Raw genomic sequence first — 14,734 nt, forward strand, 5'->3', positions numbered from 1 at the left:
GCTCGGTCACGTACAGACGGTGGCGTCGGCGACGGAGGAGCTGTCGGCCTCCATCCGCGAAATCGGCCGTCAGGTCTCCACATCCACCCGCATCTCGGGCGACGCCGTGACCCAGGCCGACCAGACCAACGCCAGCATGCAGGCGCTGGTGGAAACGGCGCATCAGATCGGCGCGGTGGTCGACCTGATCAACTCCATCGCCGGCCAGACCAACCTGCTGGCGCTGAACGCCACCATCGAGGCGGCAAGGGCGGGTGAGGCCGGAAAGGGTTTCGCTGTCGTCGCCTCCGAGGTCAAGGCGCTCGCCACCCAGACCGCACGGGCGACCGACGAGATCCAGGCCAAGGTGAAGGAAATCCAGTCGGCCACCGCCGGAGCGCAGACGGCAATCCAGGGCATCGGCCAGACCATCGGCCAGATCAGCGAGATCACCACCACCATCGCCGCCGCCATCGAGGAACAGGGAGCCGCCACCCGCGACATCGCCGGCAACGTGATGGAGGCCGCCCGCGGCACCGGGGAGGTGTCGTCCAATATCGCCGGAGTCACCCGCTCGGTATCGGAAACTGGATCGGCCGCGTCCAACGTCCATAGTGCGTCGAACGAGTTGACCCGCGACGCGGAGAAGCTGCGCGGCGAGGTGATGAGCTTCATCGCCTCTGTCCGCGCGGTCTGAGGCGGCGCGACACAGCCGGTCAGGCGGCGGCTGCGCTGTCGTCCTGGCTGGTTTCGTCGGCCCCACGCCCCCGCACCAGGGAAGCGGCGCGTTCCAGCACCTCCGGGCCGGCGCCGGGGCGGTGGGCGTTCTCGGCGATGTGGCGGCGGTAGGCGCGGGCGCCGGGCAGCCCCTGGAACAGGCCAAGCATGTGGCGGGTGATGGACGACAGCGGCGTGCCGTGGGACATGCGCGCCTCGATATAGGGCAGCATCGCCTCGATCACCGCATGGCGGTCGGGGCCGGGTTCCCCACCCATCAGGCGGCGGTCGGCGTCGGCCAGCAGATAGGGCGTCTCGTAGGCGGCGCGGCCGATCATCACGCTGTCGAGCGTGCCGAGATGCTCCTCGGCTTCGTCCAGCGTCCGGATCCCGCCGTTGATGGCGATGGTCAGCTCAGGGTTTTCCGCCTTCAGCCGGTGGACGAGGTCATAGCGCAGCGGCGGGATGTCCCGGTTCTCCTTGGGGCTGAGCCCCTTCAGCCAGGCCTTGCGGGCATGGACAATGAAGTGGGTGCAGCCGGCGGCGGAGACGGTGCGGATGAAGTGGTCGAGAGTCGGCCACTCCTCCATCTCGTCGATGGCGATGCGCGACTTGACGGTGACCGGGATCGACACCGCCTCGCGCATGGCGCCAACCAGCCGGGCGACCAGATCGGGCTCCGCCATCAGGCAGGCGCCGAAGCGGCCGGACTGCACGCGGTCGCTCGGGCAGCCGACATTGAGGTTGACCTCGTCATAGCCCCATTCTTCCGCGATGCGGGTGCAGGCGGCGAGATCCGCCGGGTCGGAACCGCCGAGCTGGAGCGCCACCGGATGCTCCGCCGCATCGAAGCCCAGCAGCCGCTCGCGGTCGCCATGCAGAACGGCGCCCGTGGTCACCATCTCGGTGTAGAGCAGGGTCGAGCGCGACAGCAGACGGTGGAAGTACCGGCAATGCCGGTCGGTCCAGTCCATCATCGGGGCGACACTGAGGGGGATGGTGGAGGTGACGAGGGTCGGGGCGGTCATAGCGGTCAGCTCTGCTGCGGCCGGAAAGGTCAGGATGGGCGAAACCGGATCGACGGGCAACCGCCGGGCGCAAATCCCGCCAAAAGCAAAAGGCCCGGCTGTGCAGCCGGGCCTTTCTAAGCTTGTCGCGCACCTTGGAAGGTGGCGTCCCCGACGGGAGTCGAACCCGTGTCGCCGCCGTGAAAGGGCGGTGTCCTAGGCCTCTAGACGACGGGGACGTCGTTCGCGGTGACGCGCTTTCTAAAGATCGGAGCCGGGGAGCGCAAGCGCTTTTTCGCATCCCGCGATACTTTTTTGCGCCCTGCCCCGCAGAACCGTTGGACACTCTACGCCGAGCGCGCAGGCGCCGCGTCGTCGATCAGCAACTGCACGCCCTCGGAGCCGTTCCAGCGGTCGATCCGCAGCACGCCGGCGAGATGGAAGGGCGTGCCGCGCCCCGTCAGCAGGGCCTGGCCCATGTCGCTGTCGAGCGCGCGGAAGGCGATGGCTTTCAGCCGGGCGCCGTCGTTGCCCTGCAAGATGCAGCGGACATGGTTGGCGCCCACCACATCGGCACGCACGACGCGGGCGTCGGCGATGGCGAAGCGGGGCTCGGAATTGCCGGTGCCGTAGGGGCCGAGCTTGTCGAGCATGGTCACCAGACCGACGCTGGCGCCGCCGACCGACAGGGCGCCGTCCAGTTCCAACGTCGGAACCAGAGGCGCGGATGCCACCTGTTCGGAGATGCGGCTGTGCAGGAAGTCGCGCAGCGCGTCGATCTTGTCGCCGGCCACGGTGAAGCCCGCCGCCATGCGGTGGCCGCCGCCGGCCAGCAGCAATCCCTCCTGCCGGGCGGCAATCACCGCCGCACCGAGATCGACACCGCGGACGGAGCGGCCGGACGCCTTGCCGATGACGGTGCCGTCGGCGGTTTCCTCCAGGGCGACGACGCAAGCGGGGCGGCTGTAGCGCTCCTTCAGGCGGGCGGCGACGATGCCGATGACGCCGGGGTGCCAGCCGGCACCGGTGACGAAGACCAGATCGGTCTCGCGTCCGGCTTCGGCGGCGACGCGCTCCAGCGCCTCGTCGAGGACCGCCTGTTCGATGGCGCGGCGTTCGGCGTTGTGGCCTTCCAGCCGCTGGGCCAGTTCCATCGCCTCGATCGGATCGTCGGTGGAGAGCAGGCGGGCGCCGAGGTCGGACGCCCCCACCCGGCCGCCGGCATTGACACGCGGGCCGAGGACGTAGCCGGCATGATAGGCGTCCGGCTTCTCCTTCACCCCCGCCACGTCGGACAGGGCGGCAAGGCCGGGGTTGGCGCGCCGCGCCATCACCTTCAGCCCCTGCGCCACCAGCGCGCGGTTGAGCCCGGTCAACGGCACCACGTCGCACACGGTGCCGAGCGCCACGATGTCGAGCCATTCCATCAGGTTGGGTTCCGGCCGGTCGCGGTAGAAGCCGGACTGGCGGAGCGCACGGTTGACGGCGACGATGGTGATGAAGGTGACGCCGGCGGCGCAGAGCGTGCGATAGTCCCCGTCCTCGTCCAGCCGGTTGGGGTTGACCAGGGCCACGGCAGGGGGCAGGCGCGGTTCGGCGGCATGGTGGTCGAGCACGACGACGTCCAGCCCGGCATCGGCCGCCGCTTCCAGCGCCGCGAAGGCGGAGATGCCGCAATCGACGGTCACCACCAGCCGCACCCCCTCCCCTTTCAGGCGAAGCAGTGCCGGAGCATTCGGGCCGTAGCCCTCGGTGATGCGGTCGGGGACATAGACGCGGATGTCGGCGCCGAACGAGCGGAAGAAGCGGCGCAGCAGCGCGGCGGAGGTGGCGCCGTCGACGTCGTAGTCGCCGAACACCGCCACCGGCTCGCCGTCGCGGATGGCGCGCGCGATGCGCTCGGCCGCCGGGTCCATGTCGCGGAAGCGCGAGGGATCGGGCAGCAGGGCCTTCAGCGTCGGGTTGAGGAAGGTCTCGCAACTCTCCTCGGTGACGCCGCGGGCGGCCAGCACCCGGCCGACGATCTCCGGCAACCCGCGCCCCTGGGTGAGCGCCTGCGCCTGCCGCTCGTCGCAGGGCCGCGCCTGCCAGCGCTTGCCGGACAGGGAGTTGGCGACGTTGAGGAAGGCGGCGGGCTCGGTCATGGCGGTGCTGCTGTCCGGTGAGGGGGACGGGCGCACAGCCATAGCAGAGATGGACGCCCGCTGCACGATGGGCGTCGGCAGGGGTGGGATGAGAGTGCCGGGGCTTACGCCGCCCGCATCCACACCGCCGTGTCGTGGAAGGCTGCACCGCCGGCCGGCGGCACCGGCTCCGGCGAGGTCAGGCTGTTGATGCCCATGCCCTCGACGAAGGCGCTGTTGGGCCAGATGCCTTCGACGATCACCACGCCGCGCGGCACGCCGGCGAAGGGCTTGGCATGGACCACCACGCTTCCCTGCGGGTTGCCCAGCCGCACCGCGTCGCCGTCGGCCAGACCCAGACCGCCCGCATCGTCCGGATGGATCAGCGCGGTGGGACGGCCCTCGCGCTTCTGGGCGGTCGGCGTCTCGGTGAAGGAGGTGTTGAGGAACTGGCGGGCCGGGGCGGTGACGAGGCGGAACGGGTGCTCCGCATCGGCGTCGCGGGCGGGGGGCATGTGGTCGGGCAGCTCCGGCATGCCGCCATAGGGGCCGAGTGCCGCCCAGTCGGGAGCGAAGCGGAACTTGGCATCCGGATGGGCGAAGCCGTTGAGGAAGTGCGAGGTCTCGAAATCCGGCTGGGCGTCGATCCAGCGCTGCTCGGTCAGCGTCGCCGCGTCGCCGAGGTCGGAGGCCTTCAGCATGGCGTCGATGATCTCCAGCGCGGTCATGCCGAAACCGGGATGCTCGGCGCCGACCCGGCGGGCGAGTTCGGAAATGACCCAGTGGTTCTCGCGCGCCTCGAACTGCGGTTCGATCACCTTGCGGCCGATCAGGATGTGCATCTGGCCGCCGCCGCGGTAGATGTCGTCATGCTCCAGGAAGGTGGTCGCGGGGATCACCAGATCGGCGAGCTTCGCCGTGTCGGTCATGAACTGCTCATGCACCGCGACGAACAGATCCTCGCGCAGGAATCCCTGGCGGACGCGCTTGGAATCCGGGCAGATCGTCACCGGGTTGGTGTTCTGGATCAGCATCGCCGTCACCGGCGGGCCGCTGGTCAGGTCGCGCGGGTCGCCGGTCAGGACGGCGCCGATGCGCGACTGGTCGAAGCTGCGCACCGACTTGTCGAGACGGTCCAGCCCCTCCGACAAGGTCTTGTCCAGCTTGTAGATGCCCGACGAGCAGTAGAGCGCGCCGCCGCCCTTGTGCTGCCAGGCACCGGTGACCACCGGCAGGCAGGACACGGCATGGACCTGCGCCGCGCCGTTGTGGGCGCGGGACAGGCCGTAGCCGACGCGCAGGTAGCTGCGCTTGGTGGTGCCGTAGAGGCGGGCGAACGCCTCGATCTCCGCGACGGTCAGGCCGGTGATGGCCGCCGCCCAGTCCGGGGTGCGGGTGGCGAGATGCGCCTCAAGCGCCGTGGTGTCGCCGGCCAGCCGGGCCAGATAGGCGCGGTCGGCGTGACCGTCGCGGAACAGCACATGCATAACCGCGCAGGCCAGCGCCCCGTCGGTGCCCGGCCGCAGCATCAGATGCAGGTCGGAGACCTCGGCCGTGCCGGTGCGGTAGGGGTCGATGGTCACCAGCTTCGCCCCGCGGCCCTTCCTGGCGCGGCTGACATGGGTCATCACGTTGACCTGGGTCGCCACCGGGTTGCCGCCCCAGTTGACGATCAGGTCGCTCTCCGCCATCTCGCGCGGGTCGGCGCCACGGATGTCGCCATAGCCGGCGAGCCAGCCCATGTTGGCCGGCGTGTCGCATACCGTGCTGGTCTGGCGCGAATAGCCCTTGGCGTGGCGCAGGCGCTGGATGCCGCCGCGCTGCACCAGACCCATGGTGCCAGCATAGAAATAGGGCCAGACCGCTTCCGGCCCATAGGTCCGCTCGGCGGCCAGGAAGGCGTCGGCGATGCGGTCCAGCGCCTCGTCCCAGCCGATTTCCGTCCACTGGCCGGAACCCTTGGGGCCGTTGCGCAGCAGCGGGGTCTTCAGCCGGTCCGGCGCATGCACCCGCTCGGCATAGCGGCTGACCTTCGCGCAGATGACGCCAGCGGTGTAGCTGTTCTCGGCGGCACCGCGCACCTTGCCGATGCGGTCGGGGGCGAGGCGTTCCACCTCCAGCGCGCAGGTGCTGGGGCAGTCGTGTGGACAGGCGGTGGGCAGGAACTGGGCCGACAAGGCTAACCTCTGGTCTGGCTGGCGGCGGGACGGCGGCAAGTTTAGGCCCGGCCGTGCGCCCGCTTCAACGCACAACAATGTATGGGTACAATAATGACACCCGCAAAAGCGAAGAGGCCGCGAAGTCCCTTATCCGGACTTCGCGGCCACTGCCGATTCAGCGAGAAAATCCCCTGCCGATTTCCGGCTTTACATGACGCCGATCAGGCGCGGGAACCACAGCGAGATGGCCGGCACATAGGTGACGAGGCCGAGGAAGATCAGCATCGTCAGCAGCCACGGCCACACCGCCACCGTCAATTCGGTGATGCCCATCTTGGTGATGCCCGACGCGACATAGAGGTTCAGGCCCACCGGCGGGTGGCACATGCCGACCTCCATGTTCACGATGATCAGGATGCCGAAATGCACCGGGTCGATGCCCAGCGACATCGCCACCGGGAACAGGATCGGCGCCATGATCAGGACGATGGACGACGGCTCCATGAAGTTGCCGGCGGCCAGCAGGACGATGTTCACCACCAGCAGGAAGACCCACACGCCCAGATGCTGGCTCTGGATCCAGGCGGCCATCGCCTGCGGGATCTGCTCCGACGTCATGACGAAGGAGAAGAGGACGGCGTTGGTGATAATGTAGAGCAGCATCGCCGACATGCTGGCGCTGTCCAGCAGCACCTTCGGCACCCGGCTCAGCGGCATGTCGCGATAGACGAACACCGCCACGATGAAGGCATAGACCGCGGCCATCGCTGCCGCTTCCGTCGGGGTGAAGACGCCGGTGTAGATGCCGCCCATCACCACGACGATCAGCAGCAGGCCCCAGAAGCTCTCGCGGAAGGCGTGCCAGCGCTGGCCGGCCGACGCCTTGGGCAGGCGCGGATAGCCGAACTTGCGGGCGCGGAACCAGGTGGTGAAGCCGAGGAAGGCGGCCAGCATCAGGCCCGGCACCACGCCGGCCAGGAACATCTGGCCGATGGAGGGGGCCTGCGGATGGCCGGTGGTGGCGACGCAGTACATCACCATCACGATGGACGGCGGGATCAGGATGCCCAGCGCGCCCGAGGTGGTGACGATGCCGGCGCCGAAATTCTTCGGGAAGCCCTGCTTGACCATCGCCGGCAGGATGATGGAGCCGATGGCCACCACCGTCGCCGGGCTGGACCCCGACACCGCCGCGAACAGGGCGCAGGCGAGAACACCGGCCAGCCCCAGGCCACCATGCCAGTGCCCGACCATGGACGTGGCGAAGTTGATCATGCGCCGGGCGACGCCGCCATGGGTGAGGAAGTTGCCCGCCAGGATGAAGAACGGGATCGCCATGATCTCGAACTTCTCGATGCCGGTGAACAGCTTCAGCGCCACCGCCGCGATCGGCACGTCGGTCATCGTGAACAGGAAGGTCAGAACCGTCAGGCCGAGCGAGATCGAGATCGGCATGCCGGTGAGCATGAGGACGAGCAGCAGCCCGAAGATGATGGCGGCGTTCATGCCGGGCCTCCCTCGTTGGCGGCTTCGACCGGGTCGATGCCGTCGACCTGGGCATGGTCGTGGTGGGGCAGCTCGCCGGTGCGGATGAAGGTCCAGGCGACCTGGAGGAAGCGGAAGCACATCAGGTAGGAGCCGAGCGGGATCGCCAGATAGATGATCCACATCGGCCATTCCAGATCGGCCGAGGTCTGCTCTGTCTCCGACATATGGTAGACGAAGTTGGCACCCAGCGAGCCGACGACGCCGGTGAACAGCGCACCGGCCAGCAGCCCGAAGATGACGAAGCGGGCGCGGCTCGCCGGCGGAAGCCGGTTGATCACCACGTCCACGCCGACATGGATGCCGGTGCGGACGCCATAGGCGGCGCCGAACTTGGCCATCCACACGAAGAGATAGATGCAGAGTTCCTGCGCCCAGGAGAAGTCCCAGTGGATGACGTAATCCTGGATGTAAGGCACGCCGGAAAGATAACGGTGGACGACCGCCACGAAGATGACGAGCGTCGCCACCGCCATGAGCGACGCGATCAGCGTCTCCTCAAGGCGGTCGAGTAGTTTCATGAGCATGTCGGGGGGATCTCCCGGTCGGCGGAGATGGTCTTGGACGCTGGATAGCCGCAACACGACCCTTGGCGCTTCAATCGACCGTCATCCCCGCGCAGGCGGGGATCCAGGCGGCTGCCAAAGCGAATGGATCGTCGAAGCTGGATTCCCGCCTTCGCGGGAATGACGGCCGAACAGAGTGGAGTCCGGTTTGGAGGGGGCGACGCCTTCCAGCGGAATGGCGTCGCCCGCCTGCAAGCCTTTACATCTTGAAGCCGGCCGCGGCCGCTTCCTTGTAGATCGCTTCGATCAGATCCTTGCCGACGCGGGATTCGGCGTCCTTGTGGACCGGCTTCAGGGCCTTGATCCAGGCTTCGCGCTCTTCCTTGGTTTGGGTGTGGAACTCGGTCTTGCCGGACGCCTTCATCTGGGCCAGCGCGACGTCGTTCTCGTTCTGGGCGATGTCGTTGGCGTAGTCGGTCGCCTCCTTCATCGCCTCTTCCAGCTTGCCGCGGACGTCGGCAGGCAGGCCTTCCCAGAACTTCTTGTTCACGATGACCGCATAGCCGAGATAGCCGTGGTCGGTCAGGGTGGCGTTCTTCTGCACCTCGTGCATCTTCTGGGTATACATGTTGGACGGCGGGTTCTCCGTGCCGTCGACGACGCCGGTCTGCAGCGCCTGGTACACTTCCGAGAAGGCCATCACCTGCGGCAGGGCGCCCAGCGCCCGCATCTGGGCATCCAGCACCTTGGACGACTGGATGCGCATCTTCAGGCCCTTCACGTCCTCCGGCTTGATGAGCGGCTTGTTGGCGCTCATGATCTTGAAGCCGTTGTCCCAATAGGCCAGCCCGATGATGCCCTTGGACTCCAGCTTCTGGAACAGCTTCCTGCCGATCTCGCCCTTGGTGACGCGCTGGAGGACTTCCTTGCTGGGGAAGATGTAGGGCAGGTCGAAGACCTCGAATTCCTTCGCTCCCAGCGGGCCGAACTTGGCCAGCGACGGCGCCAGCATCTGCACCGCACCCAGCTGCAGCGCCTCAAGCTCCTCCTTGTCCTTGTAGAGCTGGCTGTTCGGATAGACCTCGACCTTCACCTTGCCGGCGGTCAGCTTCTCGGCCAGTTCCTTGAACTTGTCGGCACCCTTGCCCTTGGGCGTCTCCGGCGCGACGACATGACTGAACTTGATGACGATCTGGTCCTGGGCCCAGGCCGTCGACACGGCCATCGGCGCCGCCATCATGCAGCCGACCGCCGCCGCGCACAGGAGCTTGACGAGTTTCATTAGGTGCGTCCCCCTCTGGTGTTCATTGTCGACAGGGCGGAATGTTCAGCCCTGCACTTGTTGCGCATTCTTCATGATCGGACGAATTGCGGCTATTGTGGATATCCGCAGAGTCGGCCCATCCCACTTTCGCTCGGCTCCACCATCCCCCACCGCCATACTTTCGTATCCATCCCGATGTCGAACCCATCCTTCCTCTCCACAGCAGCCAATCGCGCCGGGCGCGCGGTGCCGCATGCCATGCCGGTGGTGGCGATGGCGCTGGTCGTGGTGCTGCTGGGCGCCTTCCTGTGGCTGCTTCAGCGCAACGAGCGGGAAGAGGAGGCGCTGGCCCTGATCAAGGACGCGCTGTGGGTGGAGCAGAACCTCCATTTCCAGCTCGCGTCGGACGAGGACAAGCTGGAGAGGCTGGCGGAGACGCTGGGCCGGACCGAGGTGGATCTGCGGCAGTTCGCCGCGATGGCCCGGCTGGTGGTGAACACCAACCCGGCAATCGAACGGGTGCTGTGGCTGGATGCCGAGGGACGCACCCTGCTGGCCGAGCCGCCGCTGACCGGCAAGGCGGGGGCGGCGAAGGAGGATGCGGGGACTGGCGGGCCGGAATCCGCCGACGCGGACGGAGTGGCCCGCGACGACGCGATGCGCATCGCCCGCTCCTCCGGCCTGCGGACCTATGGCGCCCCCTACCGGATCGACGCCACCGACCGCGGGTTCGACGCCGCCTTCCCCGTGTTCCACGACGGCGCCTTCGCCGGCACTCTGGTCGGCGTCTTCTCGTTCGAGGCGATGTTGACCCACCATGTGCCCTGGTGGTTCGCCCAGCGCTATCAGCTGGAGGTGATAGACGCGACGGGCGCGGTGCTGGGGTCGAAATCGCGGATGTCGGTGCCGGGATCGACGACGGGAGCCGGAGCGGGGCCGGCGCCCGACCCGGCGCGCAGCCATGTCATCCCATTCGACCCGCCGGGCCATGGGTTGGCGCTGGTCGCCACCGCCTATCCCAGCGACTCCAACGTCACCCGCACCGTGCTGGTGGCGGCGATCTTCGCGCTGACCGGATCGGCGCTGTGGAGCCTGTGGTCGCTGCGCCGCCACATCGCCGGCCGCCTGCGCGCGGAGGAGGCCCTGCGCGAGGAACATGCCTTCCGCAAGGCGATGGAGGACAGCCTGACCGTGGGCATGCGCGCCCGCGACCTGGATGGGCGCATCACCTATGTGAATCCGGCCTTCTGCCGAATGGTCGGTCTGGCTGCGGAGGAGCTGGTCGGCTGCGGTCCGCCGATGCCCTACTGGCTGCCCGAGGAGATCGACCGGGCGGAGGCGGCGCTGCAGGATGTGCTGGCCGGCCGCGCACCGGAAAGCGGGCTGGAGATGCGGTTCCAGCGTGCCAATGGCGAACGGTTCGACGCCCTGATCTACGAGGCGCCGCTGATCGACGCCAACGGCCGCCAGACCGGCTGGATGGGCTCGGTCCTCGACATCACCGAGCGCAAGCGCGCCGAGGAGCTGGCCCGCCAGCAGCAGGAGCGGCTGCAGCAGACCTCCCGCCTGATCACCATGGGCGAGATGGCCTCGACCCTGGCGCATGAGCTGAACCAGCCGCTGTCGGCCATCGCCAGCTATTGCACCGGCTGCCTGAACCGGCTGCGTTCCGACCGCTGCGACACGCAAGAGGTGGCGGCGGCGCTGGAGAAGCTGGCGGCCCAGGCCAAGCGCGCCGGGCTGGTGGTGCGCCGCATCCACGATTTCGTGCGCAAGCGCGACCCCCGCGTCGCCCCCTGCTCCCTGGCCGGCGTGCTGGAGGATTGCGTCGGGCTGGCCGGCAGCGATGCGGCGCGGCTGGGCGTGCGGGTGGAACTGGATGCCCCGCCCGACCTGCCACCGGTCACCGGCGACCGCATCCTGCTGCAGCAGGTGGTGCTGAACCTGATGCGCAACGGGATCGAGGCGATGGCGCGCACGCCCCGCCCCGACCGCCGGCTGACCGTCACCGTCCGCCGGATCGGCATGGACGGCGGGGCCGATGGCAGCACCGGCGGCAGCACCGGCGGCAGCACCGGCGGCAGCACCGGCGGCGGCCCCGTCCTGCTGACCGAGATCCGCGACCATGGCTGCGGCATCGCGCCGGAGGTGGCCGAGCGCCTCTTTTCCCCTTTCTTCACCACCAAGCGCGAAGGTATGGGGATGGGCCTGAACATCTGCCGGTCCATCGTCGAGCACCACCGCGGCCGGCTGTGGTACGAGCCGGCAACGGACGGCGCCCTGGAAGCGACGTCCAGCGGCACGTACAGCGGCGCGCGCTTCCTGTTCACCCTGCCGATCCATCTCCAGGCTCCGGACCGGTCCACCGGTCCGATGTCCGACAGAGCCCCCGATCCCACCGCCGAGGCAGCCGAATGACCAAGCTCCACATCGTCGACGATGACGAGGCCATCCGCGACGCGCTCGGCTGGCTGTTCCAGTCACGCAACGTTCCGGTGGCGGGCTGGCCCTCGGCCGAAGCCTTCCTGGAGGCGTGGCAGCCCGACACCGCCGGCTGCCTCCTGCTGGACATCCGCATGGAGGGGATGAGCGGGCTGGAGCTGTTCGACCGGCTGCTGTCCAGGGGGTGCCGCATGCCGGTGATCTTCCTGACCGGCCATGGCGACGTGCCCATCGCGGTCGGCGCCCTGAAGAAGGGCGCCCGCGACTTCGTCGAAAAGCCCTTCAACGACAACGAGCTGGTCGACCGGGTGATCGATGCGTTGGCCTTCGACGCCGAGCAGCGCGAGCGCGAGGCCGGGCAGGCCGGACTGGCGGCCCGGCTGGCGACCCTGACCCAGCGCGAGCGGCAGGTGATGGAACTGGTCGTCGCCGGCCGCCTGAACAAGGTCATCGCCGACGAGCTGGGCATCAGCATGCGCACGGTGGAGGTCCATCGCAGCCATGTGTTCGAGAAGATGCAGGTGAAGACGGCGGTGGAGCTGACACGACTGTTGACGGGGGCGTCCTGATTGCTTCTCCCGATAAGGGAAAACCATGAGAATGGCGGAGGTGCCTGGAGTCCCCGCCCGCGCCGTCCCAGTCTCTTTCTGCCACCTTTATCGTCATGCCGCGCCGTCGGGAGCATCATCGGTTGAGGTTTCGCTTACCAAGCTCCATCATCGCCATCGGTCTGGCCGTGACCGCGCCCCTGCTGCTGTTCGGGGCCGCGCTGGTCTGGCAGCTGGACTCCCGCGACCGGGCGGAGACGGAGGAGACGCTGCAGACGGTGGCGCAGTCGCTGTCCCTTGCGGTCGACCGCGAGCTGGCGAGCCAGCTGCGGCCGCTGGAGCTGCTGGCATCGCTGCTCCAACCGCAAGCCGATGACCTGAACACCCTGTACCAGGAGACGACCACCGCCACCCACAGCCAGCCCGGCTGGCTGGCGATGGGGATGATCGACGCCGACACCGGGCGCTTCGTCTTCCACACCCATTATCCGCTGGGGGTTCAGCCGCTTCCGCCGCCACGGCTGGACGAGATCACCCGCACCGTCATCGAAAGCGGCCGTGCGACGATCGGCACGGTGCTGCCGCCCGGCGGACCGCCGGGCCGGCCGGCGCTGGTCCTGCGGGCACCGATCGTCCAGTTCGACCAGACACGCCAGACCGACCGGGTGCGGTATGTGGTGTCGCTGGCGCTTGGGCTGGAGGGGCTGGCCAGCGCGCTGCGGACCCGAGAAACCCCGCCGGAATGGACGGTCACCGTGGTCGATCCGACCATGCTGGTCGCCGCCCGCTCGCGCGATGCCGCGACCTATCTGGGCCAGAGGGTCTATGCCTCGCTGGAGGCACGGATCCGCAGCGGCAGCGACCGCATGTTCATCGGCAGGACCAGGGACGGGGTGGAGGTTCATTCCGTCGTCCACCGCTCCGCCGAAACCGGTTGGGCGGTGGTGCTGGGCGTGCCGTCCTCCATCGTGCAGCAAAAGCTGAACATCACCCGCATGACCGTCATCGGCGGCGGGACGGCCGCCTGTGCGGTGACGCTGATGCTGGCCCTGCTGGTGTCGCGCGCCTACCGCCGTCGCCGCAGCGCCGAGGACGAGGTGCGCCGCGCCCGCGAAGCGGTGCTGATCGAACAGCGCCGCCGGCTGCAATCCGAGAAGGAGCATGCCGAGGCGGCCAACCGCGCCAAGAGCGACTTCCTGGCCAACATGAGCCATGAACTGCGCACGCCGCTGAACGCGATCATCGGCTTCGCCGAGGCGCTGATGTCCGGCATCTTCGGCCACGCCCCGCCCAAGCATGTGGAATATCTGACCGCCATCCACCAGTCCGGGCGCCATCTGCTGGATCTGGTCAACGAGCTGCTCGACATGGCGAAGATCGAGGCCGGCCGGCTGGAGCTGTTCCCGGCCTATGTCGCGCTGGACAAACTGCTGGAGGATTGCCTGTCGCTGATGGAGGCGCTGGCCCTGCGCAAGGGGGTGGTGCTGACCGGCGCCGGCATCGTTCCGGGTCTGCAGATCACGGTGGACGGGGTGCGGATGCGGCAGGCGGTGCTGAATGTCCTGTCCAATGCCGTCAAGTTCACCGCGCCCGGCGGCGCCGTGCGGGTGGAAGCAACCCCCGGACCCGGCGGCAAAGGCGCGGTCATCGTCATCGCCGACACCGGCGTCGGCATGACCGCCGACGAGCTGGTGATCGCGATGGAGCCGTTCCGTCAGGTCCACAATTACCTGACCAAGCCGGAGGCCGGCACCGGTCTGGGCCTGCCGCTGGCCCGCCGCTTCGTCGAAGCCCATGGCGGCACCCTGACCCTGGAGAGCACACCAGGCGTCGGCACCACGGTGACGATCACCTTGCCATGACGGATTTTACCTCTATCCGCGGCGGGGCGGGCGGCCGGGCATCATGGCGCGCTGCAGCTTGGCGCCGGCAAGGTCGGCCCCGTCCAGCTCGGCGCTGTCGAGATTGGCGTCGGACAGGTTGGCCTGAACCAGACAGGTGCCGACCAGCAGGGCGCCGCGCATGTCGGCCCCCATCAGGTTGGCGGCCCAGGAGCGGCCGGTCGGACGGCCCGACGGGTCCTTGATCGCCGCCGGACCCAGCCGCACCCGCGTCAGGTCGGCGCCGGTCAGCACGGCATAGCTGAGATTGGCGCCCGAGAGGTCCGCCCCCATCAGGTTGGCGCCCTCCAGATTGGCACCGGACAGGTCGGTCATCATCAGCCGCGCGCCGGTCAGCGCCGCCGCCGACAGGTTCGCGCCACGCAAGCTTGCGGCGCTGAGGTTGACGTTGCGCAGGTCGGCCCGGCTGAGGTCGGCACCGTCCAGGTCGGCGCGCTGTCCGCGCTGGCCGAAGCTGTCGATCCAGCGCTCATGGTCGAAGATGACGCGCTGGATTTCCGATCCCACGCTGTCGATGGGGCGGGTCATCTGCGCCGTGGTGAT

Annotated in this window: 11 protein-coding genes and 1 tRNA gene; 4 read left to right on the plus strand and 8 right to left on the minus strand. The window is 68.5% G+C overall.

Annotated features, from left to right (window positions below; all coding sequences use genetic code 11):
- The coding region (locus I71_RS24070) for a methyl-accepting chemotaxis protein (RefSeq protein ID WP_042699503.1) at positions 1-676 on the plus strand (676 nt) is incomplete at its 5' end.
- A gap of 19 nt (positions 677-695) precedes the next feature.
- Here the strand turns inward: I71_RS24070 and dusA are convergent.
- The 7 genes from dusA to I71_RS24105 all read right to left on the minus strand — a co-directional run bounded on the left by dusA (position 696) and on the right by I71_RS24105 (position 9,318).
- Complete coding sequence (dusA, locus tag I71_RS24075) at positions 696-1,724, minus strand: tRNA dihydrouridine(20/20a) synthase DusA (RefSeq protein ID WP_042699526.1); 1,029 nt, start codon at positions 1,722-1,724, stop codon at positions 696-698.
- A 142-nt stretch (positions 1,725-1,866) separates the two neighbouring features.
- Positions 1,867-1,942: transfer RNA gene (locus tag I71_RS24080), tRNA-Glu, on the minus strand.
- A gap of 108 nt (positions 1,943-2,050) precedes the next feature.
- Complete coding sequence (gene recJ, locus I71_RS24085; protein ID WP_083897376.1) at positions 2,051-3,847, minus strand: single-stranded-DNA-specific exonuclease RecJ; 1,797 nt, start codon at positions 3,845-3,847, stop codon at positions 2,051-2,053.
- 104 nt (positions 3,848-3,951) lie between these two features.
- Positions 3,952-6,003: a molybdopterin-dependent oxidoreductase gene (locus tag I71_RS24090; protein ID WP_042699510.1), complete on the minus strand. Its 2,052-nt coding sequence runs from the start codon at positions 6,001-6,003 to the stop codon at positions 3,952-3,954.
- A gap of 189 nt (positions 6,004-6,192) precedes the next feature.
- Complete coding sequence (locus I71_RS24095; RefSeq protein ID WP_042699511.1) at positions 6,193-7,491, minus strand: TRAP transporter large permease; 1,299 nt, start codon at positions 7,489-7,491, stop codon at positions 6,193-6,195.
- Complete coding sequence (locus I71_RS24100) at positions 7,488-8,057, minus strand: TRAP transporter small permease (protein ID WP_199902247.1); 570 nt, start codon at positions 8,055-8,057, stop codon at positions 7,488-7,490. Before I71_RS24100 ends, I71_RS24095 begins: the two co-directional genes overlap by 4 nt.
- A gap of 238 nt (positions 8,058-8,295) precedes the next feature.
- Positions 8,296-9,318: a TRAP transporter substrate-binding protein gene (locus I71_RS24105; RefSeq protein WP_042699515.1), complete on the minus strand. Its 1,023-nt coding sequence runs from the start codon at positions 9,316-9,318 to the stop codon at positions 8,296-8,298.
- 177 nt (positions 9,319-9,495) lie between these two features.
- Between I71_RS24105 and I71_RS24110 the strand changes: the two genes are divergently transcribed.
- The 3 genes from I71_RS24110 (at position 9,496) to I71_RS24120 (ending at position 14,152) form a co-directional block, all read left to right on the plus strand.
- The gene (locus I71_RS24110) at positions 9,496-11,718 is read left to right on the plus strand and encodes a sensor histidine kinase (RefSeq protein ID WP_042699518.1); all 2,223 of its coding nucleotides are present in this window, start codon (positions 9,496-9,498) and stop codon (positions 11,716-11,718) included.
- Complete coding sequence (locus tag I71_RS24115; protein ID WP_042699520.1) at positions 11,715-12,311, plus strand: response regulator transcription factor; 597 nt, start codon at positions 11,715-11,717, stop codon at positions 12,309-12,311. The genes I71_RS24110 and I71_RS24115 overlap by 4 nt, the downstream gene beginning before the upstream one ends.
- A 167-nt stretch (positions 12,312-12,478) precedes the next feature.
- Complete coding sequence (locus tag I71_RS24120) at positions 12,479-14,152, plus strand: sensor histidine kinase (protein ID WP_244434019.1); 1,674 nt, start codon at positions 12,479-12,481, stop codon at positions 14,150-14,152.
- Between the two features lie 12 nt (positions 14,153-14,164).
- Here I71_RS24120 and I71_RS24125 read toward each other — a convergent pair.
- A partial coding sequence (locus I71_RS24125) for a pentapeptide repeat-containing protein (protein ID WP_042699531.1) occupies positions 14,165-14,734 on the minus strand: 570 nt, incomplete at its 5' end.

It is taken from the genome of Azospirillum sp. B506 (assembly GCF_000333595.1).
In the GTDB taxonomy this organism is placed as follows: Bacteria; Pseudomonadota; Alphaproteobacteria; order Azospirillales; family Azospirillaceae; genus Azospirillum.